Annotated in this window: 16 protein-coding genes and 1 pseudogene; 8 read left to right on the top strand and 9 right to left on the bottom strand. The window is 70.6% G+C overall.

The features are described 5' to 3' along the window. Nucleotide 1 precedes the first annotated feature (1 nt). Nucleotides 2–1,720 carry a GAF domain-containing sensor histidine kinase gene (locus tag FHR82_RS35890; protein WP_184815042.1) on the bottom strand — a complete coding sequence of 573 codons (1,719 nt, stop codon included), beginning with the start codon at nt 1,718–1,720 and terminating at the stop codon, nt 2–4. A gap of 422 nt (nt 1,721–2,142) precedes the next feature. Between FHR82_RS35890 and FHR82_RS35895 the strand changes: the two genes are divergently transcribed. Beyond that, nucleotides 2,143–4,251, top strand: a complete 2,109-nt coding sequence (locus FHR82_RS35895; RefSeq protein ID WP_184815043.1) for a vWA domain-containing protein — start codon at nt 2,143–2,145, stop codon at nt 4,249–4,251. A gap of 96 nt (nt 4,252–4,347) precedes the next feature. Here FHR82_RS35895 and FHR82_RS35900 read toward each other — a convergent pair whose 3' ends face one another. The 3 genes from FHR82_RS35900 to FHR82_RS35910 form a co-directional block, all read right to left on the bottom strand. Further along, nucleotides 4,348–4,683, bottom strand: coding sequence for a hypothetical protein (locus FHR82_RS35900; protein WP_184815044.1), 336 nt, complete (start codon nt 4,681–4,683; stop codon nt 4,348–4,350). Between the two features lie 92 nt (nt 4,684–4,775). Next, nucleotides 4,776–6,350 carry a succinic semialdehyde dehydrogenase gene (locus tag FHR82_RS35905; protein WP_184815045.1) on the bottom strand — a complete coding sequence of 525 codons (1,575 nt, stop codon included), beginning with the start codon at nt 6,348–6,350 and terminating at the stop codon, nt 4,776–4,778. Next, a complete protein-coding gene (locus tag FHR82_RS35910; protein WP_184815046.1) occupies nt 6,347–7,981 on the bottom strand; it encodes a GMC family oxidoreductase in 1,635 nt (544 codons plus the stop codon). The genes FHR82_RS35905 and FHR82_RS35910 overlap by 4 nt, the downstream gene beginning before the upstream one ends. 111 nt (nt 7,982–8,092) lie before the next feature. Between FHR82_RS35910 and FHR82_RS48115 the strand changes: the two are divergent. The 3 genes and pseudogenes from FHR82_RS48115 to FHR82_RS35920 all read left to right on the top strand — a co-directional run. Next, a pseudogene (locus FHR82_RS48115) lies at nt 8,093–8,296 on the top strand (acyltransferase family protein); the annotation flags it as partial. Between the two features lie 53 nt (nt 8,297–8,349). Further along, nucleotides 8,350–8,751 carry an acyltransferase family protein gene (locus tag FHR82_RS46770; RefSeq protein WP_260418157.1) on the top strand — a complete coding sequence of 134 codons (402 nt, stop codon included), beginning with the start codon at nt 8,350–8,352 and terminating at the stop codon, nt 8,749–8,751. Between the two features lies 1 nt (nt 8,752). After that, entirely contained in the window at nt 8,753–11,038 is a 2,286-nt protein-coding gene (locus FHR82_RS35920) for a bactofilin family protein (protein ID WP_184815047.1), read from the top strand. Nucleotides 11,039–11,065: 27 nt separating this feature from the next. Here FHR82_RS35920 and FHR82_RS35925 read toward each other — a convergent pair whose 3' ends face one another. Continuing rightward, complete coding sequence (locus FHR82_RS35925; RefSeq protein WP_184815048.1) at nt 11,066–12,703, bottom strand: AMP-binding protein; 1,638 nt, start codon at nt 12,701–12,703, stop codon at nt 11,066–11,068. Nucleotides 12,704–13,018: 315 nt separating this feature from the next. Here FHR82_RS35925 and FHR82_RS35930 point away from each other — a divergent pair, with 315 nt between their 5' ends. Then, on the top strand, nt 13,019–14,263 hold the full coding sequence (locus FHR82_RS35930; protein WP_311771435.1) for a GDSL-type esterase/lipase family protein: 1,245 nt from the start codon (nt 13,019–13,021) through the stop codon (nt 14,261–14,263). A gap of 51 nt (nt 14,264–14,314) precedes the next feature. Here the strand turns inward: FHR82_RS35930 and FHR82_RS35935 are convergent, their stop codons facing one another. Continuing rightward, a complete protein-coding gene (locus tag FHR82_RS35935) occupies nt 14,315–15,241 on the bottom strand; it encodes an ArsR/SmtB family transcription factor (RefSeq protein ID WP_184815050.1) in 927 nt (308 codons plus the stop codon). 79 nt (nt 15,242–15,320) lie between these two features. On the opposite strand from FHR82_RS35935, the gene FHR82_RS35940 reads away from it, so the two are divergent. From FHR82_RS35940 to FHR82_RS35950, 3 genes are all read left to right on the top strand, one after another. Next, nucleotides 15,321–16,529, top strand: a complete 1,209-nt coding sequence (locus FHR82_RS35940) for an MFS transporter (RefSeq protein ID WP_184815051.1) — start codon at nt 15,321–15,323, stop codon at nt 16,527–16,529. A 147-nt stretch (nt 16,530–16,676) separates the two neighbouring features. After that, nucleotides 16,677–19,907 (top strand): hypothetical protein, encoded by a 3,231-nt coding sequence (locus tag FHR82_RS35945; protein ID WP_184815052.1) that lies wholly within the window; start codon nt 16,677–16,679, stop codon nt 19,905–19,907. 27 nt (nt 19,908–19,934) lie between these two features. Further along, nucleotides 19,935–21,218, top strand: a complete 1,284-nt coding sequence (locus tag FHR82_RS35950; RefSeq protein ID WP_184815053.1) for a hypothetical protein — start codon at nt 19,935–19,937, stop codon at nt 21,216–21,218. Here FHR82_RS35950 and FHR82_RS35955 read toward each other — a convergent pair whose 3' ends face one another. The 3 genes from FHR82_RS35955 to FHR82_RS35965 all read right to left on the bottom strand — a co-directional run bounded on the left by FHR82_RS35955 (nt 21,219) and on the right by FHR82_RS35965 (nt 23,347). Further along, nucleotides 21,219–22,043, bottom strand: coding sequence for a class I SAM-dependent methyltransferase (locus tag FHR82_RS35955; RefSeq protein ID WP_184815054.1), 825 nt, complete (start codon nt 22,041–22,043; stop codon nt 21,219–21,221). Nucleotides 22,044–22,053: 10 nt separating this feature from the next. After that, on the bottom strand, nt 22,054–22,203 hold the full coding sequence (locus tag FHR82_RS35960; protein ID WP_184815055.1) for a hypothetical protein: 150 nt from the start codon (nt 22,201–22,203) through the stop codon (nt 22,054–22,056). Nucleotides 22,204–22,351: 148 nt separating this feature from the next. Then, nucleotides 22,352–23,347, bottom strand: a complete 996-nt coding sequence (locus FHR82_RS35965) for a class I SAM-dependent methyltransferase (protein WP_221464681.1) — start codon at nt 23,345–23,347, stop codon at nt 22,352–22,354. Nucleotides 23,348–23,519: the final 172 nt, after the last annotated feature.

Here is a 23,519-nt window from a genome sequence, read left to right on the forward strand (position 1 = left end):
ATCATGGCGGGGTGAGCGGCACGCGCCACACGAGGCGGGTGCCGCCGTCCTGGTTCGGTGACACGCTGACCGCGCCGCCGCACTCCCTGGCCCGTCGCTCGAGGTTGAGCAGCCCGCTGCGCGCCACGTCCGGCGGCATGCCGACCCCGTTGTCCGTCACGCCGATCACCAGGTCGGCGCCCGCCTCCACCGTCACCACGATGTCGGACGCGCGGGCATGCCGCACCGCGTTGCTCACCCCTTCCCGGAGCGCGGCGAGCGCGTGCTCGGCCACGTCCGGCGGGACGAGCGTGTCCACCGCACCGGAGATCCGCACCGCGGGTGACCGGTCGGTGTTCGCGCTGGCCTCGGCGACCAGGTCGAGCATCCGCCGCCGCAGGCTGGTCGAGCTCTCCTCCCCCGCCGTGTGCAGGTCGAAGATCGACGTGCGGATCTCCCGCATCGTCTCGTCGAGCTGGCCGACCACCCGGCTGACGCGGCCGCGGGCCTCGCCGTCGGTGATGCGGCCGACGATGGCCTGCAGGCTCATGCCCGCCGCGAAGAGCCGCTGGATCACGTGGTCGTGCAGGTCGCCCGCGATCCGGTCGCGGTCGGCGAGCAGGTCAAGCACCCGCTGCTGGCGCTGCTTGTCCGCGAGCTCGATGGCGAGCGCGGCCTGCGCGGCGAACGACGCGAGCATCGGCAGCTGGTCGTGGCCGAACTGGGTGTCCCCCTTGTTCCGCAGGGCGAGCAGCACGCCGCTCACCCCGGTCGCCGAGCCGAACGGCACCGCGTCGGCGGGCCCGAAGTCGCCGAACATGTCGGCGTCCGGGCCCAGCGTCAGCGCGAAGTCGGCGTACACCGTCGGTTCGCGGTCGTTGATGACCGCCGCGATGCCTCGGGTGGTCGCGGACAGCCTGCGGCCGATCACGTCCTCGCCGCGGGACCCGCTGCCCGCCTCGACGGTCAGCGTCTCGCCCTCCTCGTCGGCCAGGAGGATCAACGCCGTGTCGGACCCGGACAGCTCGCAGGTGCGCTGCGCGATCAGCCGCAGCGCCTCCGCGCTCGACCCGCCTCCCAGCAGCAGCCCGTTGACCTCCGCCGACGCGTGCTGCCAGCGCTCACGCAGCCGGGCCTGCTCGAACAGGCGCGCGTTCTCGACGGCCACGCCCGCGGCGGCGGCGAGTGCCTCGAGCACCACGGCGTCGTCGTCGTTGAACTCGATCTCGCCCTTCTTCTCGGTCAGGTAGAGATTGCCGAACACCTCGTCGCGCACCCGGACGGGGGTGCCGAGGAAGCTGCGCATCGGCGGGTGGTTCGACGGGAAGCCGACCGAAGCCGGGTGCTCGGCGAGATCGGGCAGCCGGATCGGGACCGGGTGCTCGATCAGGTGCCCCAGCAGGCCCTTGCCCTCGGGCAGGTGGCCCATCCGCGCGCGGGTATCCGGGTCGATGCCGACGTAGACGAACTCCGAAAGGCCCTCGTCCCCGAGCACGCCCAGCGCGCCGTAGCGGGCGTCGACCAGCTCGACCGCGGTCTCCACGATCCGCTGCAGCGTGCCGGCCAGCTCCAGCCCCGCGCCGACGGCGACGACCGCGTCCAGGAGGCCCTGCAGGCGGTCGCGGGTCTTGCCGATCTCCGCCAGCCGGTCCTGCAGCTCGATCAGCAGCTCGTCGAGGCGCAACCCGGCGAGCGACGCACCGACAGCGGAACGCTTCGATCTCGCACCGGGGTCCGCCATCGGCACTCTCCCGCTCTCGAACCGGCCGTGACCAGGGGCTGCCGCGACGCCCGCTGGACGCCCATCAGCCTATCCGTCGCGGCAATCGAGGAACCCCGGCGACACCGTGCAGAGCATGGCCTCGCGGTCAGCGGTGGACCGGGCCCCGGCCGGCGAGGACACACCACACACCAGACCCGGCCAACGAAGGCGAACACAGCACCAGCCCGTGTCACTTTCCGCAACCGGCTCGCGCGGGACTTTCGCCAACAGCCCAGTGGGACACCGGAATCCGACCCTTCCCTCCCCCTCGCGGGTCATGACGTTCGTCATGTGAATCGGCCGGTCAGGTACGGCGTCGTTCACTGAATTGTTGGAGCAACGGGAAGTTCGCCAGCCCGATGTACAAGGTCGGGGACCTGACGACAACGAGGAGTGACGGGATGACACGAAGAACCCTGGCGTTATCCGGAATTTCCGCATGCGCGGCGATGGCCTTGTTCACCGGCACGGCCGTCGCCGTCGACGGCCAGCTGCCCGGCGGCACCGCGATCTCGGTGACGATCGACAGTCCCGCCGACAACACGGTGTTCCCGCAGGGACCGGTGACGGTCGAGGGCACGGCGTCGGTCGGCGAGGCCGCCGTCGTGAAGGACACCGGGCTCACCTACGTGGTCGACGTGTCCGGGAGCACGGCGGCGAGCTGTGACGGCACCGCGCGCACCGTGCTGCAGTGCGAGGTGCAGGCCTCGCAGGCGCTCAACGGGCTCGCCGCGGACCCCGACTCCCCGATCAACTCGGTCGGCGCGGTGATCTTCGGTTCTTCGGCGGCCGTCGCGGACGTGCAGCCGGCAGGCGGGGACCAGGTGCTGACCGGTCCCGCGACCGACCAGAACGCCAACAGCGCCAGGGACGTCGAGGAAGTGCTCGGCTCGATGAGCCAGGGGCACGTCGGCCAGTTCTCGGTGCGCAACGTCGCCACGGGCACGTTCTTCCCGGACGCGGTGGTCAAGGCGACCACGGTGACCAACGCCCAGACCGAGTCGCGCAAGATCGTGGCGTTCCTGTCCGACGGCGCGTCGTCGGGCAACGTCAACCCGGCGCTGGACGCGGTCCCGGAGAACGTCGACATCCACACGTTCGCCGTCGGCGCGGGCTCCGCCTGCCAGACCGGCGCGTACAGCGACAGCCTGCAGCTGATCGCGGACCGCACCGGCGGTGAGTGCACCCACGTGCCCGACCCGGCGAACCTGCCGGACGTGCTGCCGGACCTGCTCGCCTCCGAGCTGTCCTCCCTCACGGCCACGGTGGACGGCGGCCTCGCCGCACCGGTGACCGCGATCAGCCCCGGTCTGCCGCAGGACGGTCCGGCCACAGTGGACTACTCGTACACCACCGGCAACCTCACCTCCGGCACCCACGAGATCTGCGTGACCGCCCACGGCGAGGACAGCGGCGGCCCCGGTGCGGTGACCGACTGCGTGACCGTGATCATCAACGACCCGCCGACGGCCGACCCGAGCGGACCGTACGCGGGCCAGGAGGGCACCCCCGTCTCGATCGCCGGCCTGGTGACCGACCCGGACGGCCCGAACCTGACCACGCAGTGGAGCGCCACCCCGGCCTCCGGTGTCGACGCGGGCGCGACCTGTTCCTTCGCCGACGCCTCGGCCGTCACCACGACCGTGACCTGCACCGACGACGGCGTGTGGACGCTGCGCCTGACCGCTGACGACGGGCTGAACCCGCCGGTGGCGGCCACGACCCAGCTGACGCTGACCAACGTCGCACCCGAGGTGACGATCAGCAGTCCCGCCGACGGCACCCTCGTGCTGCGCGGCACCCCGGTGACCGTCACCGCGCCGTTCACCGACATCGCGACCAACGACTCGCACACGTGCACGGTGGACTTCGACGACGGTTCGGCTCCGGCCGCGGGCACGGTCGACCAGGGCGCGGGCTCCGGCAGCTGCGCGGCGACCCACACCTACACCGGCGTCGGCGCGCACCTGGTGGTCGTGACGATCACCGACGACGACGGCGGTTCGGCGACCGCGGTGGTCAAGCTGGTGTCGCACGTGCGGGCCGAGGCCTGGGCCATCAGTGCGAGCGGGCTGATCAACGTGGCGAAGACGCCGCACGCGACGTGCCCGCCGAACACCGACCTGACCACGGCGTCGCTGACGGTCCCCGCGCTGGCGTCGGTGCAGGCACTGCACGCGGAGTGCACGCTCGACCCGTCGACCGGCCACACCGACGCGTCGGCGGAGATCAGCGGTGCGACGTTGCTGGGCGGCGCGATCAGCCTCAGTGACATCGAGACCAGTTGCGTGGCAACGGAAAGTGGGCTGAGCGGGTCGTCCAGGGTGGGCACGCTCAACGGCCAGCCGATCGGCACGGCGCCGACGACGATCTCGATCCCGCTGGTGGCGACCGTCTACCTCAACCAGACGGTGAACGGTCCGAACGGACAGCTGGCGCAGTACTCGGTGCGGGTGGTGACACTGCTGGGCCAGGAGATCATCCTGTCCGGCTGCCGCATGGGCTTCTGACCGGCTGATGTGGACGGTCCGGCCCGGATCGGGTCGGACCGTCCACTCGGGAGAAGCACCGGCACCGGCCAAGTTCCGGCCGCGGCAGCCGCCTGATCACTCCGCCGGATAGCGGTAACTCATGGCGCTGAATCCGATGTCGAACCCGAAGTAGCCGCTTATCTCAGCTTGTTGTCCGGTGCAGTCGCTTTCCGAATACACCGTCGCGGTCACGTTCGTGTGGTACGAGCGCGACGGCGGAAGTGTGTAACAACCATGATAATAGATGACGGTCCGGTACTCCGTCCCGTGGAACGACGGCTCTGGGTAGAAGCAGGCGTTGAAGATGATGCTGTCGCACGGATACGACGGGGCGGCGCTGGCGGGGGTCGCGGTGACAACGAGCGCCGCCGCGGCGGCGACCAGTACCGCGGGCAGTTTCGTGGGCGTCATACCGGCAGAATATGAGGTAGGTGTCCCCGCAGAAATCCGCCGGGACGGTGACGGACCTGCCGGAATTCGACGGCGAGAATGCTCTCGGCCTGCTACCGGATGCGCGTTTTCCGCATCATCTTCAGGCCGGATAGCACGCGGTCGACGTGCTTCGCGTAGTCCTCACCGGGCCGGGGGCCCATGACCTGTTTCTTCAGCACGGCCATGTTCTGCACGTCGGTGTACTTGAGCAGACCCTGGTCGCCGTGGCGGGAGCCGACACCGGAGTTCTTGACACCGCCGGACGGTGTGCCTTTCGAGGCGTACGCGGTGGCGAGGATGTCGTTGATGTTGACGTTGCCGGACTCGATGCGCGCGGCCACGGCACGGGCCGCGCCGAGGTCCCCACCCCAGACCGAGGCGTTGAGGCCGTAGTCGGTGTCGTTGGCGAGCGCGACCGCCTCGTCGACGGTGCGGTACCTGTGCAGCGCCACGACGGGGCCGAAGGTCTCGGTGACGCCGCAGAGCATGTCCTTCGTGACGTCCTCGAGGATCGTCGGCTCGAAGAACGCCGGGCCGAGGTCGGGGCGGGGCTTGCCGCCGCAGAGCACGGTGGCGCCCTTGGCGACGGCGTCCTCGACGTGCGACTGGACCCGGCGCAGGTGGTCGACGGACACGAGCGAGCCCATCTCCGGGCCGAAGTCGTACGCGGCGCGGACGTCGAGCGCCTCCGCCGCCGCAACGAACGCGTCCCGGAACTCGTCGTACCTGGACTCCGGCAGGTAGAGCCGTTCGATGTGCATGCAGATCTGCCCGGTGTTGCCGAAGGCGCCGAACACCGCGCCCTGCACGGCTTCCGCCAGGTTCGCGTCCTCGAGCACGACCATCGGGTTCTTGCCGCCGAGTTCGAGGCAGCACCCGATGAGGTTCCTGCCCGCCCGTTCGCCGATCACCCTGCCGGTGGCCGTGGAGCCGGTGAACATCACGTAGTCGGCGTTGTCGATGAGCGTGGGGCCGACGTCCGGGCCCTCACCGCACACCACCTGGAACAGGCCTGCGGGCAGGCCGGCCTCCTCGAGCATCCGCACGCCGAGAAGCGGGGACAGCGCGGTCTTGTTGTCGGGCTTCAGCACGACGGCGTTGCCTGCCATCAGCGCCGGGACGGCATCGGAGATCCCCGTGGCGAACGGGAAGTTCCACGGCGCGATGATGCCGACCACGCCCTTGGGCTGCCGGATCTCGGTCGAGTTGCTCAGCAACGGCACCGGCCCGCCACGCCGCACCGGAGCGAGCAGCTTGGCGGCCCGCTTGAGGTAGTGGCTCATCACCATCGGCGGGTCGCAGGTCTCCTCGATCGCCATCCGCCGGTTCTTGCCGCTCTCGGCCTGGATGAGGTCGGTGACGGTGCGCGCGTTGTCGACGAAGAGCGTGTGCGCGCGCCGGAAGACCGCCAGCCGCTCCTTGACCGGGGTGGCGGCCCACTGCCGCTGTGCCGCGCGGGCGGTGGCGAACGCCGCCTCGATGTCGGCGGGTGTCGACTGCGGCAGCTCGACGAGGACCTCACCGGTGTACACCTCGGTGAGCGGCCAGGTCGCACCGGCAGAACCCGGCACCCGGTCGACGAGTTGCCGCAGGAACGTGTCGGTCACCGAGGCAGGGCGGGTGATCTCGAGCGGGGTGACGGTCATGCTTCCCCTCCAGAGAGGACGAGTCGCGCACCCATCTCACCGATCATGATGCAGGGCGCGTTCGTGTTGCCGCCGGTGATCGACGGCATGATCGAGGCGTCGCAGACCCGCAGTCCGTCGACGCCGAGGACCCTGAGGTCCGGCCCGACGACCGCGAGCTCGTCGACGCCCATCCGGCAGGTGCCGACGCCGTGGTAGACCGACGTGGCGCGGTTGGGGATCGCGTCGCGCAGATCCTGGCCGCGCAGCGCATCGCCGGGATGGGTCTCCCCCTTGATCGACCCCTGGAACGCGGGTGACGCGAAGATCTCGCGCACCATCTCCGAGCCCTCGGCGAGCACCTCGAGGTCGGCGGGGTCGGCCAGGTACTGGAAGTCGATGAGCGGCGCCGCCGTGGGGTCGGCCGACGCGAGCCGCAGCGTCCCCCGGCTCTTCGGGTAGATCAGCGTCGTCAGCACGGTGAGCGAGGTGCGCTTGTCGACCTTGTGCCGGATCGGTTCGTCCTGGTTGGGCGACACGTACGCCCACGGGAGCAGGTGCAGCTGGAGGTCGGGCACCTCCTGGGCCTGGGAGGTCCTGAGGAACGCGAGCACCTCGAAGACCGAGTTCGCCATGAAGGTGCTGCCGGGCCGGACCATCTCCCTGGCGAGGCCACGGGCGAAGTACGGCGCCGTGCCCTTGTGCCTGCTCGACGACGCCTGGAACGTCAGCGCGTGGAACATGTGGTCGTGCAAGTTGTCGCCGACCGGCAGGTCCGCGACCACGTCGATGCCGTGCTCCCTGAGGTGCGCGGCGTGGCCGACGCCGGACAGCATGAGCAGCTGCGCGGAACCGACGAACCCCGCCGAGAGGATGACCTCCCTGCCCGCGCGGACGGTCCGCCGGGCGCCGTCGGAGTCGGTGACCTCGACGCCGACGGCGCGGCCGTTCTCGATGACCACCCTGGTCACCAGCACGCCGGACTGCAGCTCCAGCGTCGGGGCCGCGAGCTGGTGGAGATAGCCGCGCGATGCGCTGTAGCGCCACCCGCCTGCGGCGTTCTGCTGCATCCGGCTGACGCCCTCCTGCGACTCGGCGTTGTAGTCGTCGAGGACCGCGCAGCCGATCGTGTCGGCCGTGGCCTGGAGGAACTGCAGCGACCCCTCCTGGGGAATCCTGTTGCGCGTGACCCGGATCGGTCCACCGGCGCCCCGGAACGCGTTCTCGCCGTCCTCGAAGTCCTCCATCCGCTTGTAGGCGGCGTTGACGCTGTCCGCGTCCCAGCCCACGTTGCCCTCTGCGGCCCAGGAGTCGAAGTTGGCGCGGTTGCCCCGGACGTAGACCATGCCGTTCACGGAGCTGGAGCCGCCGACCACCTTGCCGCGCGGCACCGGCATCTGCCTGCCGAGGAGGTGCTTCTGCGGCACCGAGTAGTAACCCCAGTCGACGAGCTTCTTCAGCTGGGGCACCGAGTGCAGCGGGCCGATCATGCCGGGCTTTCTGACCAGCATGGTCTCGTCCGTCCTGCCCGCTTCGAGCACGATCACCCGCGCACCCGACTCGGCCAGCCGACCCGCGATCGCGGCTCCCGAGCTGCCGGAGCCGACCACCACGTAGTCGGCCTCGCTGCTCCGCGCCACCTTCTTGGCCATGCCCGCTCCTTGATCCACCACAACCGGCCACAACTGTAACCTGTTCTAGTTCTGCTGGACCAGAGGTGGAGTTCAGGTCAACATCGGCGGGGGAAGCGCGTCCAGACAGGTATGGGACCCGCACACCCCGCGCGGTCGGGCTGGCTGGACGCGTTGCGGGGCATCGCGGCGCTGGTCGTGGTGTTCGACCACTCGTCGTACGCCTTCATGGCGGAGTTCCGGCGGGAGCTGATGCCGGAGTTCAACACCAGCAGGTACGGCATCATGGTGTTCTTCCTGGTGAGCGGCGACATCATCCCCGCGTCGCTGGAGCGGCGGGGCAGCGTCCGCGCGTTCTGGACCGGGCGGGTGTTCCGCATCTACCCGCTGTGGATCGCTGTCGTCAGGCGAGCGCGTACTGGCACGGGGACGGGACCCACTTCACCCGGCGTGCCTGGATCGCGGCGTTCCTGCTGGCGGTGCTCACCTTCGGCGTCGGCCTGGTGTCGCGCCACCGGCGGATACCGCGCTGGCTGGCCGGTCTTGGCACGATCAGCTACTCGGTCTACCTGGTGCATCCGGTGCTGCTGGCGGTGAGCGACGGCACGATCGGCCGGTCGCGGCAGGACAACCCGGTGCTCGAGGTCGCCTTCTACGCCGTGCTGCTGCCGTTGTGCGTGCTGACCTACCGCTACATCGAGGCGCCCTGCCAGAAATGGGGACGAATGCTGACCCGCCGCGCGGGAACCGGAAGAATGCCGATTTCCGGTTCCGGCACGAGGACGGGGTGACATGAGGCGGACGCTGCTGCGAGCGGCGAGCACGGGCAGCTGGGGCGACTTCCGGCACCGGCCGGTCGACGCGGCACACCTGCGCGACCTGTGCCGGGCGCCGGAGCGCGTCGACCCGCGCGGACTGATGATCCGGAACGCGAAGATCGCGGGCCTGCTCGACCTCAGCGGCATGGACATCCCGTTCCCGCTGCGGTTCGAGGCGTGCGAGTTCGCCGAACCGCCGCTGTTCGACGGCGCGCGGCTGCACGAGCTGGCGCTGCTGCGCTGCGGGCTGCCCGCGGGGCTGCAGGCCAACGGGTTGCGGGTGACCCGCGATCTCGACCTGTCGCGGTCGACGATCGCGGGTGCGTTGCAGACACCGGCGAGCACGTCGAAACAGTCCGCGATCTGGCTGTGCGAAGCCGAGATCGGCGGCAGGCTGCTGTGCGTCGGCACCCGGATCCGGCCGGGCGGGATCCGCGCGATCCACGCCGACCGGCTGCGGGTCGCCGGCGCGGTGCGGCTGATCAACGGGTTCGAGGCCGACGGTGAGGTCCGGCTGATCGGCGCGCACATCGACGGTGCGCTCGACCTGTCGGGCGCCCAGCTCCGCCGCCCCGACGGCGGGGTCGCGCTGGCCCTGAACGACATGAACCTCGGCGGCAGCCTGTTCCTCATCGGCGACGCGACGCACCGCAAGCCCGTGGTCGAAGGCCGGATCGACATGGGCGCGGCCCGCATCGCCGGGCAGATGATCGTGCGGGACGCGGAGCTCGGCGGCACCGCGCCGCTGACCGGTCCGTACGCGAGCAGCCGCAGCGGCGGCACGGCCATCAGCGCACCGAGGGCCGCGGTCAACGGCGACCTCAGCTTCGAGGGGGTGTGCCGCGTGCACGGCGGCATCGACCTCTCGCTCGGCGAGTTCGGGTTCGTGCACTTCACGCCGGAGTGCGTGCTCGACGCGGCGGGTGGTGTCGCACTCGACCTGCGCAACGCCGACCTGCGGTCCTCGGTGGAGCTGGCCGACGGCGTGACCGTGCGCGGGACGATCACGCTCGACGGCGCGTCGGTCGGCGGGAACCTCCTGCTGCGCGGGGTCCGCCTGTCGAAGCCGGGCGATGGCCCGCTGCTGTCGGCGCGGAGCACACGGGTGCTCGGCGACGTGGAGGCGCAGCGGCTGCACGCCGAGGGCGGGTCCGTGGACCTGCGCGGCGCGGAAGTCGGCAACAACCTGGACCTCGAAGCCGCGACACTCTTCAACCCGGAGCGCTTCACCCTGTACCTGCACAACGCGACGATCAACGGTTCGGTGCGGCTGGACGCCGGGTTCTCCTCGGACGGCGAGGTGCGGCTGTCCCGCACGACCATCGGCGGCAGGCTCGACCTGCGCGGCGGCACCTTCACCGACCGGGACGGCCACGCCATCGAGGCCGAGGGCCTGGTGTCGCGCGGCGGCATGTACCTCGGGTGGGCCAGGGTCTCCCCCAGCGTCAACCTGACCGGCGCGCAGACCACCACGCTCGCCGACGACCCGGACACGTGGCCCGGGGAGTTCCTCATCCGGGGTTTCACGTACGAGCGGTTCGGCCCGCTCACGGCGGAGAGCCCGCCGAACTGGGACGCGGGCCCCCGGATCGCCTGGCTGGCACGGCAGAGCTCGTTCGAGGCCGGCCCGTACGAGCACGCGGCCAGGGTCTTCCGCGAACACGGCCACCTGGCGGCCGCCGAGGAAGTGCTGATCAGCCAACGCAGACACGCCCGCCACGCGGCGACGCGACAGGCGGGTGCGAGCCCGCGGATCCGGCTGTGGGCGCTGATGGACCGGCTGTACAGCCTGTTCGGCTACGGCTACCGGCCGGGTCGCGCGGGCTGGCCGCTGGTGGCACTGCTGGTGGCGGTGTTCGTGCTGATGCTGGTGCCCAGCGGCGCGGGCACCCTGCGCGCGACCGACCCGCGCGGCAACGTCTACACCCCGACGGGGCGGCTCGTGACGGTGAGCCCGGTGAGTCCACCGGCGCCGGGCACGCTGCCGGACCGCGTGGGCGACTACAGCACCCACACCCCGTCCCGCCCGTCACCGGATCCCTGCGGCGACGGGCAGGTGCGGTGCTACAACGCGTTCTTCTACGCGATCGACACGGTCGTGCCGCTGGTGTCGATGGGCCAGCGCGCCACCTGGTACCCGGACACCCACACGCCGAGCGGCGAGTTCCTCATGTGGTTCCTGAACATCGCCACCCTGTTGGGGTGGGTGCTGTCGTCGGTCCTGGTGTTCTCGTTCGCCCGCCTGGCACGCAGCGTGTAGCCCGCCGCGGTCACGTTCGCCGGGCCGTCACTCGGCGTCGTACATCTCGCGGAGTTGGTACTTGCGCAGTTTGCCCATCGGGTCGCGGGGCAGTTCGTCGACGAACTCCAGGCGGTCGGGGTAGTACGCCTCGGTCATGCCGCGCTCGCGCAGGAGGTCGTGCAGGTCCTCGAGTGTCGGAGGTTCGCCGCCCGGTACCACGACGGCGCAGACGCGTTCCCTGGCACCGTCCTTGCAGCTGATGATCGCCACGTCCTTGACGCAGGGGTGCTGTGCCAGCTCCTCCTCCACGTCCCGCACCGGGATCATCACCTCGGCGTTCACGTCGTAGACGCGGTCGGCCACGCGGCCCTCGATACGGATGCCGCCCCGGCCGTCCGGGCGGGCGACGTCGCCGGTGTCGAACCAGTCGCCGTGGCCGGTGCCGGTGGTGGTGATCGTCCCGATGTCGCCGGTGATGGTGCCCACGCACATCGACGCGCCGCGCACCTGCAGGGCCCCGGTGGCGCCTTCGGGCTCCGGGGTGACCACGCGCACCTCCAGGCCGGGCAGCGGTGTGCCGTCGCTGTGTGCGGACCAGTCGTGCGGGGCGTCGGCGCGCACGGTCGTGCCGACGACGTTCTCGGTCATCCCCCACACCGCGCGCAGCGGCACGCCGAACGTCTCGCGCACCATCGGCACCATGCCGGGTGGGACCGTGGTGCCGCCGGTCATGACGGTGCGCAGCGACGGCAGTTCGCGGGGCCGCTCACGCTGTGCGGCGATCAGCTTGGCGAGGCTGGGCGGGGAGGTCAGCAGACGGCTGGTTTCCGCTCGCACCATCAGGTCCAGCATCTGGTCGGGATCCGCCCCGTCCTGGAACACGCCCGCGCCGCCGGTCAGCAGGACCCCGAACACCGCCCACAGCGGGCACGCGATGTGGCTCACCCGCATGGTGGACGCCGCCCGGTCGGCACCGGGTTCCCGGACCGCCTCGGCCATGAACCCGGCGGCACCCGCGTAGATCGTGTTGCAGGTGTGCAGCACGCCCTTGGGCTCGCCGGTGCTGCCCGAGGTGAACAGCACCATCGACGGCTGGTCCGGGTGCACCGGCGACACCGACGAGAGGTCCGGGTCCGGCCGGTTGACGAAGCACTCGTGGAAGTCCAGCGCGCCGGTGTCGGCGGCGTCGCCGTACACGACCCGGTGCCGCAACCGCGGCAGTCGTGGCGCCATCTCGGCGATCGCCCGCGCGTGCCCGTAACCGGCCCAGCTGTCGACGGTGACACAGACCCGCGCACCCGTTCTGGCCAGCGCGCGCTCGATCTCCCGCGCCCGCAGCTGCGGCACGATCGGCTGTGCGACCACACCGGCCCGCAGGCACGCCAACAACAACGCCGCCGTTTCCCACCAGTCGGGGAGCTGGAAGGCGACCACGTCACCGGCACGCACATCCAGGTCGTCGAGGCTGCCCGCGATGCGCCGGACCAGCTGGTCGAACTCGCGGTAGGACACCACCCGAACCGTGTCGTCGACGGTGCGACCGTTGATCAGCACCGGGCTGTCCGGCCGGCTCCGCACCGATTCGGCCAGGTCGTCGAGGAATGTCGTGTCCCGCCACCAGCCGTTGTCGCGGTACCGCCGCGCCAACTCGGGATCAGCGGCCAATTCAACAAGGGACGTCATTCCTGCGGCCTCCGCGGAATTCCGAAAGTCGGCGAGCCGGACAGTGATCGACACCCGCCTTGACGACGACGGAATATACCCGACCAATTGCGACCGTCAATTGTTCCCCCGTGACTGATTCCGATCCTGGGTGATCGCCGATCTTGATGCCCCATCCGCAGCCAATCGCTTGGTACGGAGGCAGGTGACGCACGTCCACCGGATGGCCGCGCGCACCGCGACACGCCCCGATCTTGACTACGCGGTGGACACGCGTCGACACTCCAGGTCAACCGATCGACGGCGAACCGGGGGTCCGTGGTGAAGCGTCACACTGTGCGAAGGCTGGCGACGGCGTTGACGGTCGCGGCGACGATCGCGGCCGGTACGGGGGCCGCGTCCTCGGCCGCGGGTGCGAACGCCGGGCCCCGGCCGTGGTTCACCTCGTGGGCCCAGTCGCAGCAGCGCCTCGCGCCCACGGCGCTGGACAACCAGTCCGTGCGGATGATCACGCACCTCAGCCAGGGCGGCGACGCACTGCGGATCCGCGTCCAGAACACCTTCGGCACCACCCCGCTGGTGGTCGACGCGGCCACGGTCGCGCGGAGCGGCGGCGGTCCTGCGCTCGCGGGCCCGGCCCACGCCGTCACCTTCCTCGGGCGCGGGTCCGTGGTGGTGCCGCCGGGTGGCGACCTGCGGAGCGACGCGGTACTCCTCAGGACGGACGCCCAGCAGGACGTGGCCGTGTCCCTGTACTTCTCCGGCCGAGCCACCCCCGGCGAGCACACCAGCGCGTTCCGGCAGAACTACCTCAGCCCCGCCGGTACCGGTGACCACACCCGGGACAGCGCGGGCACCGCGTACACCGCGACCACCACCGCCACCTACGTGGTCAGCGCGGTCGACGTGGCCAACCCCCGGGTGAAGGGCACCATCGTCGCGTTCGGCAGCTCCGTCGTCGACGGCACCGGCAGCACCGACTGCGGGCCGGGCTGCACCGAGCAGGGCACGAACCGCCGGTGGACCGACGTCCTCGCCCGCCGGATCACCGCCGAGCTTCCCGCGCACCGGCAGTACACCGTCGCCAACGCGGGCATCGGCGGCACGACCAGCTCCGCCGCGTGCCCCAACACCCCCGGTCCCGTGGCCGGGCTCGACGCGCTGAGCCGCCTCGACCGCGACGTGCTCGCACTCCACGGCGTGACGGCCGTTCTGTACTACTACGGCACCAACGACCTCGCCAACGCCTGTGGCGCGGACCAGATCCTCGACAGCTACCGGCAGGTCTTCAGCCGGCTGCACGACGCGGGCATCGACGTGTACGTCACGCCGATCACGCCCCGGCCCGGCTACAGCGACCAGAACAACCTCGACCGCCACGCCGTGGCCGCCTTCGTCAGACACGGCAACGACTGCGCCACCACGTGCGACGGGGTCATGGACTTCGACCAGGTCCTCAAGGACCCGCTCGAGCCGAACAGCATCCTCCCGGCCTACGACACGGGCGACGGAGTACACGCGAACATCGCAGGACAGCAGGCTCTCGCCGACTACGTCTCCCTGCCGACGATCACGAACTGAGCCGGCACGGCGTGGTGGGCAGAGGGGTCCCGGCCAGGTTCGCCTGAGCCGTCAGTGCCGCGTGACCAGTCGCGCGAGCTCCTCGCCGACCGGCGTGAGCTCGTAGTAGACCGCACGGCCGCTCCTGCGCGCCGTCACGACGTCCGCGGCACGCAACGCCGCCAGGTGAGCGGACACGGTGCCGAGCGAGACGCCGAGCACGGCCGCCAGCTGTGACGGTGTCGCCGGCATGCGCACCTCGGCTACGACCCGGGCCCGGCCCAGCCCGAGGAGCCGGGCCACCCCGGCGTCGCCCAGCGAGTGGTCGGCCAGGGCGCCCTTGGCCGGGTACACGAACGCGATCCGGGTCGGTGTCTCGCAGATCCACCGCCCGGACATCCCCGTGTGCGGGACGAAGGTCAGGCCGTCGCTGCCGATGTGGCGGTCGGGGTAGGTCTGGGTGGAGAACCGGATCGCGTCGTGGCCTGCCCACTCGACGTCGGGAGCCATGCCGTCCAGGGCGTGCCGCCAGCCGCTGACCGCGATCACACCGGCGCGGTGGTGGATGTCGCGTTCCATGATCGCCCGGCGCCGGGTCCAGTCCGGTTCGACGAACCGCGTCCAGCACTCCGCGAGGAAATCGGCGGCGCGGCCGGTGATCCCGGTGACGTCGGCCCAGGCGAGCCCGTCGCTCGCCCAGGCGAACCGGTGCGCCTCGACGAGCGTGGCACGTGCTTCGGCATCGCCGATCCGGCGCATCGCGGCCAACTCGTCGGCGAGGTCGCGGCCGGGAGGGATGGCCACGAAGTCCGGGAGGTACTTGGTGGCGGTCACCAGGTCCACCAGTCCCCTGACGAACGGGTCCTCGTCCAGCCTGCCGGCCAACACCCCGGCTCGGGTCTGCCGCAGCCGGGTGAGCTCGCTGAGCGTCTCGGCCAGCGGGGACACGGCGAACCGGCTCACGTGCAACGCGTCCGGTCCGAAGCGCAACAGGGTCACCCCAGCCATTGTCGGCGGTTGTTGCGCCTCTTGTCGCAAGAATTCACCCGCGCTCGCGTGCCCGGCGACAGTACCCGGCATGCATCTGTTGACAGGCCGCTTCGGCTGGTTCTTCGTCGGCCGGACCGTCGACCTGGCCGGGTCGTCCATGACCACCGTCGCGCTGGCCCTTGCCGTGCTCCAGGCGTCCGGCGGGATGACCGATCTCGGTGTCGTCCTGGCCGCGAACCTGGTCCCCACCCTGGTGCTCCTGCTCGTGGGTGGCGCGGTCGCCGACCGGGTGAGCAGGCGGACCGTCCTCATCGTGACCAACCTGGCCACCGCCGTCGTGATGGCCGCGATGGCCGTCGTCCTGATCACGGGGAGCTACGACCTCGTCGTGATCGCCTGCCTCGCGTTCGCGGGCGGGGCGGTGAGCGCGTTCTCCCAGCCCGCGCTGCGCGGCATCGTGCCCGAGCTCGTCGAGCGGCGGGACCTGCAGCGCGCCAACGCGCTCCTTTCAGGCAGCCAGAACACCGCGCGCATCCTCGGTCCCGTGGTCGCCGGTGTCCTGGTGGCCACGGTCGGGGGCGGGTGGGCCCTCGCGGTCGATGCCGCCTCCTACCTCCTGGCCGCAGCGGCCTTCACGCGCATCCCCGGGACGACCCGCGCACCCGCCGCGCACCGGCCGCTGTGGCGTGATCTCGCCGACGGCTGGGCCGTCTTCCGGTCGATGCGCTGGGTGGTGGTCATGACGGTCTCGTTCGCCCTCGTCAACGCCTTCAGCGTGGGGCCGTGGAACGTGCTGGGACCGCAGGTGGTGTCCGGGCACGACGGTGCCGTTGGCTGGGGCACGGTGCAGACCGTGCGCGCCGCCGGGCTGCTCCTCATGAGCGTCGTCGCAGTCAGGCTCGTCCTGCGCAGGCCGCTACGCGACGGGCGACTCTGGGGTGCGCTCGGCGGCCTGCCCTTGCTGGCGCTCGGCCTGTCCGGGGAGACGTGGCTCGTGGCCGCGGCCGCGTTCGTCGGCGGGCTCGGCTTCACCGTGGCCGCGATCACCTGGGAGAGCACGCTGCAGGCGGCGGTCCCCGGCGAGTCCCTGTCGCGGGTCGCCGCCTACGACGACCTGCTGTCCTATGTGACCATTCCACTCTCGCAACTGGCCGTGGGGCCGCTGGCCGCGAGTCACGGCGCGAAAGAGGTCAGCGTCGTGTGCGGAATCGCCTTCACCGTCGTTTGCCTCCTGCCCCTCCTGAACCGGGACATTCGTGCGGATCGCATCGTCCCGAAACAGGCGCCGGCTGCCTGAACGGGTGACCGCCCGGTCCCGATGGTCAGACCGGGCGACTCCTTTGCCGCCGACCGGGCCGCACCACAATCGTGACTGATTTGTCGGTGCTCCGACGAAGGGGGAATTCCCGTGGCATTGACCGTGACATTCACCGGCACTGCCCCGGTGACCACCGGGGCAGGTTCCCACTACCAGGTCTGGACCTACACGGTGCAGGCCTCGCAGCCCAGCGACTTCAACGCCGGCCAGCGGATCGCGCTCGCACTGCCTTCCGACATCGACGTCCAGGACCCGCGCCGGTACCCGGACATCGCCGCGTTGAGCGGTGCGTTCCTCGACCGCGACGCGGCGGGCAGCCGTGAGTACGCTGGCAAGGTCATCAGCTCGCCGGGCAACACCCAGACGATCTCCTTCGTCGCGCCTGCCGCCCAGTCGGCCCGGGAACTGTTCCTGGTCGGTGCGACCGGGTCGGGGCGGCCGTGGACGGTGCTCCCGTTCGCCGTGAGCGCGGGTGGCACGACGGCGAACGTGCAGACGCTGCCCGCGCCATCGCGCGGCGGCCGGGTCACCACCGGCAGGCCGCTGACGGAGTTCGCGGGCACCCTGCCGTACGCGAGCGAGTCGTTCGGCCTGATCCAGCCGCTGCTGGGGTGGCGGTCGCAGCGGACGGTTGCCCGCTTCGTCGACGCGTTGCGCCGCGCCGACGACGTCCTGCTCGCGACGGTGTCGCAGTTCGTCGCGCCACGGGTGAGGTACGTGCCGGGTGAGCCCGCCGTCGCGGCGGCCGGCGACGACGCGGCGGTCGCCGGGATCAGCGACTCGCTGGAGTTGAAGACGGGCAACGCGGCCGTCCCCAGGCCGTACAACCCGATTCTCACCTCCGTCCTCGCGGACCTGATCGAGGTCCGTGTCAAGGACAAGGACCCGCGTGATCCGGCGACCTGGCTGCCGCTGCTGTCCCGCACGAGCCTCGACACGATCCTGGCGAGCGAGGTGTCTCCCGAGTTGTTCCGTCGCGCGGCGGCCGTCGAGCCCGACCCGGTGAAGCGCCGGGCGTTGCTGGAAACCCTGGGCGCCAAGGAATCCATGGTCGCCGGCCTGCTCGGCTACCTCGCCGAGCAGCACCTCGTGTCCACACTGGCCGACCTGTTCACCCCGCCGCGCCACGGCGAGGTGAACACCCAGCAGTACCGCGGGCTGCAGCAGATGCTCGACCCCCTGGAACACCTGAGCCGGGCGGAGGCGCTCAACCGGGTCAGCCTCTCCCCCGTCGGCATCGTGCACCTGTTCCGCCAGTACTTCTTCGAGTTCGACACCTTCCTCGGCCCACCCGTCCAGCACGTCTGGCTCAGCCCCGGCAGCACGGTCGAGCTGATCGAGTCGCAGACCCGCCGCACGCTGGTCGAGCGCATGGTCGAGGAGGGCCAGGAGATCACACAGGGCCGGACCAGCGAGAGCAAGCTCGAGGACGAGGTCTCCAGCGCGGTCAAGGACGAGAACGAGCGCAGCACCAAGCTCGGCTTCTCGGTGTCGGCCAACCAGCGCTGGGTGTGGGGCGACGCCAACGAGACCGCCACCATGGACCTGTCCGACACCCAGAAGCAGGCCCGCGAGCAGACGCACAAGCAGATGCGCCAGCAGAGTGAGCGGCTGAGCACCGAGATCAAGCGCAGCTTCAAGACCACGTTCCGCACGCTCACCGAGACCACGGACACGTCGAGCCGCCGCTACGTGCTGGCGAACACCACCCCGAAGCTGATCAACTACGAGCTGCGCCGCAAGATGCGCCGCGTCGGTGTGCAGGTGCAGGACCTCGGCACCCAGCTCTGCTGGCAGTCCTACGTGGACGATCCGGGCGCCGCGCTCGGCCTCGCGAAGCTGGTGCACGTCGCCGCGCCACCGGACGCGGCCGCGGTGGCGCCCGCCAACGAGCTGCCGATGCCCGAGGACTACACCGAGGACGTCGAGGTCATGTTCGGCTACCCGTTCAACGGCTACATCCGTCCCATCGGCGGCGGCGGGATCGGTTTCTGGATCGCCGACGTCGAGCTGAGCCCCAGGGACGGCTACGAGCCGGTGAAGGTCGGCGAGCCGCGCTGGAAGGTGTCGGTCGCCGCGATGAAGTTCAAGCTGGACCGGGCGAAGGCGGACGCACCGGACGGTGTCCCGGAGCCGAGGAAGCCCGCGCTGTCGGTCTTCATCTACAACGCACACGGTGACCGGCACGAGCTGTTCGCGTTCACGGTCCCGGTGACCTACCGGCCGACGGCGGAGAAGCGCAAGCAGGTCAGCGACCAGAACAAGGCGCTGGCCGTGAAGCGGGACCTGGAGCTGGACCAGAAGCAGCGCGAGGCCTACCTCAAGGCCGCCGCGGACCGGGTCACCGCCGCCAGCAAGGTCCGGGTGCGCGACTACGACGTGCTCCGCGAGGAAGAGCGGGTCGTGGTCTACCGCAGGCTGCTGGAGCAGCTGATGAAGGTCGACGGCAGGCCGCCGACCCAGCCCGCGCTGGTGCACAAGCTCGCCGAGCTCATCAACTCGCTGTTCGACGTGGAGGCGATGCTGTACTTCGTGGCGCCCGAGTGGTGGCGGCCGCGCCTGCACGAGTCGCACCCGACCTTCGCGCCGGAGCTCGACCGGCTCGGCGACCCGAAGCTCGAGACCCCCGACGGGCTCCCGGTGCGGGACCCGGCGACGGCGACGGCCGTCGAGCGCGTCATCCGCGACAGCCCGACCGGACTGGACGACCACACCGTCGGCTGGGCGAACCCGGCGGACATGGCGCGGCGGGACAACTACTTCATCACCACCGATTCCGCGCCCGCCCGGCAGGGCAGCTCGCTGGGCTGGCTCATGCAGCTCGACGGCGACCACCAGCGCAACGCGTTCCTGAACGCGCCGTGGGTGAAGGCGGTCGTGCCGATCCGGCCAGGCAAGGAGCTCGCCGCCCTGAACTGGCTGTCCGACCCGAGCATCGAAGGCGCCGACGGCCTCGACGACCTCTACCAGCCCGCCACACCGGGCGAGAGCAGCAAGATCCTCGGGCGGCTGCGGACGCACCCGTGGTCCGACCCGGCGCTGGTCACCCGCTACCGCGACCTGGACCCGGCCAAGCTGACCATCCGCGACGTGCTGCGCTACGTGGCCATCACCGTGCTGGCCAAGCACGACGCGGGCCACGAGGTCGTCACCGAACAGCTCGAGCCCGGCGTCACGCTGAACTACCTGCGTCCGGACATGGTGTACGAGAAGGGGTTCGACCCGCTGGACAAGGGTTTCAAGGCCGAGAGCGAGGACGGCTACGAGGTCTTCGACCAGTGGGTGGAGGTGCTGCCGACCGACCAGGTCGCGGTCGTCGAGGTCGAGTACGACCCCAAGACCGGCCAGCAGGTCTAGGGGCACGCCGTGGTGACCTTGACGGATGTGACGGCGAGTACCTGGACCACCCTCAGCAACCCGCCCAACGGCACAGCGGTGCCCACCGAGCCCAGTGGCCACTGCCTGCGTGACGTCGGCACGTGCAAGAAGGAGACGGCGGACCGCGTCAACGCGAAAGCGCACTTCTCGCGGAACCGCGACTGGAACCCCCGGCCGCTGCCGAACATCAGCAAGCCGATCGCCTGGCCGTTCCTGAAGTCGCCGATCTTCCGGCGGTCGGCGTTCGCGAAGTGGGACGTCCTCAACCTGGCGTTCGTCCCGCAGCCGGTGGCCGGGTACACCGTGAAGATCTACAAGGTCACCTACGGCACCCGCGGGGACGTGCCGCCGCAGTTCGTCGCGGTCGCCTTCCCGATGGACCTCGACATCTCCAAGCCGCCGCCGTTCCTGGTGCACTACAAGCACGTACCGGGACAAGCCAAGGAGCACGAGACGCGGTTCGTCCACTTCCGGCCGTTCGGCTGGGACTGGCTGTACTTCGACATCTGGAACTGGTTCGTCTACAACGCACCGCCGCCCGGCACCAGCCCCGGTCTCCTCGACATGCCGTTCCAGTCGTCCCAGCAGTTCTCGTTCGGCTTCCCCTACCAGCTGCGGCAGGCGAACAAGCAGTACGTCATCGTACTCCCGCAGATCAGCCGGGAGTTCGGCGCGGACAAACAGCTACGCGACTACCAGCTGTACTCGGCCTCGGTGCTGCGGGAGGTCCTGGTGGCGATCCAGAAGGACATACTGTCCCTCGAGGAGAACACGCTCTCCCACGTCGCGATCTCCGCCAACAGCAGCGGTTGCCAGGTGTTCGCGAAGTTCCTGGTGGACAACATCGCCGCCGCCGCACGGAACCCCGCCACCGAGACGTTCATGAACGACGAGCTCAACGAGGTCTTCATCCTCGACCCCGGCGGGGACTTCGTCGACGGGATGATCGCGCCCATCGGCAGGTGGATGAAGCTGTCCAGCCGTCGCGGCGGCTTCAAGGGCAAGTGCGTGCGCTTCTACTCGCACGGCTACCCGCGGACCGCGACGGTGCTGACCGGTGAGAAGAGCAATCCGTTCACGCGGGGACGCAACGGCTTCTGGGAGTCACCGGCCAGGACGGTCTCGATGGCGTACCTGCCCTTCGACAGGAGCGGGGACGATGTCTGGCAGCAGACCTACGACGAGTCCCAACCGGACGGTCGCCTCATGGTGAACAACTTCGGCTTCGTCCACCACGTGATCCCCGCGCTCTGCCTGACCGATGCCGCGGCGCGCAGCCTGTACGTCTAATTAGGAGGGCACCACCCCGACCGCGAGGACGTTGCCCTCACCGATGTAGCCGTGCGGGCCCGCGAGGGGGTGGTCCGGCGCGGACGGGTCGAGGAAGGGCTGCCAGTCCCCCGGTACACCCAGCGCCAGTGCCTGCCGCGCGACCGAGGCGCACGACGGGCCGTAGAACGACCACTCCGCTCGTGTCAGGGGTGCGTAGTGCTCCGAGAGCACCGTCCACTGGCGGACCGAGACCAGGCCGGCCTCCCGCAGGAACCGGTACAGGTTCCTGGTGCGCAGGAGCTGACGGGCATAGCCCGGGGTGGCGCCCACCTGCCGGAAGAAGTCGGTGAACAGGAACGGGTCACCGGGGCGGACGGTAGCCAGGGTGGGGTCCAGGTCCTTGACGGCGACCACCCCGCCCGGGCGGACGACCCGGCGCAGTTCGGCCAGCGCGCGGGCCAGGTCGTCGTCGTCCAGGTACTGGACGGCGTTCGCGCACCAGGCCGCGTCGAAGGACGCCGTCGGGTACGGCAGGTTCAGCAGGTCACCCTGGTCGGTCCGGAGTGGGCAGATGGTCCGCCGGGTGGCCGCCAGTGCCGCGTTCTCCTCGACCAGGTCGATGGCGGTCAGCGCGCCGTCCCGGCCCACCAGGTCGGACAGGTGGGGCAGGAACGCGCCGCTGCCACAGCCCGCGTCCAGCACCCGCCCGCCGCGACTGATCTCCACCCGGTCCAGCAGGTCCAGGTAGGTCGGGCGGCACGCCTCGAACTGAGCGTCCACTATGGACGCTTCGGTGACACCCAGGTCCGTCGAGCCCCACGACGTGTGGTCGGCGGTCACCATCCGCTCCTCCTCAGCAGGTCCGCCTGGCGCCGACGTCGACCGGTGCCGCCGCGGTCCGCGATGCGACACGTTCGACGTCCTGCGCGATGGCTGCCCGCGCGTCGGTGGTGAGCAGTTCCGCCATGACCGAGGACTCGCCGGTGCGGTCCGGCCCGAGCACGACCGAGAATGTCGGCGGTTCGCCGTCCCCCCGGGGAAACCATGCCGCTGCCTCGATTCGCCATCGCGGACGTTGGCGGCAATTCTTCGCACATCCGTCCGCCCGCGGCATCTCCCTGGTTGCTCATGCGGGAGACGCCGGCCGCCGATCACCGCACGAGCTGGTAGAACCGCCAGTAGTCGGTGTCGATCGGCAGCACCCGCACCTCGGAGAAGCCGGCCTCGGTGGCGTAGCGGCGCAACGTGCCGGGGCGCATGATCGTGCCCGTCGCGGCGGTGCCGGCGTCGCCCATCGCGGCGGGCAGGCAGCTGACGAGGCTCCACCCGTAGTCCTGCCGCTCGTACGGCGACGCGGGCACGGTGAACTCGTCGGCCGTACGGGTGTCCGCGACGACCACCGTGCCACCCTCGGCCAACAGGTCCCGCGCGGTGCGGAGCGTGGCCACCGGGTGGCTCATGTCGTGCAGCGCCTCGATGATCGTCACCAGGTCGTACCGGTTCGCGGCCGGCAGCAGCGCGGCGTCGGTGGCCGAGAAGCGCACCCGGTCGGCGACCCCGGCCTGCTTGGCGTTGGCCTGCGCGGCGGCGATGGCGTCCTCGTCGAGGTCGAGCCCGTCGACGACGATGTTCGGGTAGGCCCGCGCCATCGCGATGCTCGACCAGCCCATGCCACAGGCCAGGTCTGCGACCCGCGCGGGCGGGTCCGCCCGCAGCCGCGCGTCCACGTCGGGCACCGCGGGGAGCCACTCGGAGCCGAGCAGGTTGACGAACCGCGCCCGGTTGGGGTTCGCCCGCCCCTCCGGCCCCCACGGGATCGACGGCGGCGCGGTGCCGTCCCGGTAGGCGTCCACCAGCGCGGCCATCCCCCGCGCGACCCGCACGAGGCCGATGCTCGTCTGGGTGCCGTAACGGAGGTCGTCCTCGTCGACGAGCACCGGAACGTGCTCCGCGGGCAACCGGTAGCGCCGCGCGGTCGCGTCCGCCTTCGGGTCGTCGACCTCGACCATCTCGTTCACGGCCTGGTGCTCGAGCCATTCCCGCACGTACCGCTCGTCGGCCCCCACACGCGCGGCCAGCTCCCCGGAGGTCACCGCCTCCCCGTCGGCGAGCGCGCGATAAAGCCCAAGCCGTTCACCGAGATACACCGCAAACACTTCGAGCGTTCCTGTCACATTCCGGAACAGCCGGTCAGCCAGCGCATTCGCATCCATGCCGGCGAATACTAGGGCCTGTATCGAAGTCGTGACCGGCTGATGGCCTGGGTGTGGCCTGTTCCGGCGTGTCGTTGATCAAATAGATGAGGTCTCCGGTAGATCG

The sequence above is a fragment of the Actinophytocola algeriensis genome, from assembly GCF_014203735.1.
Lineage (GTDB): Bacteria > Actinomycetota > Actinomycetes > Mycobacteriales > Pseudonocardiaceae > Actinophytocola > Actinophytocola algeriensis.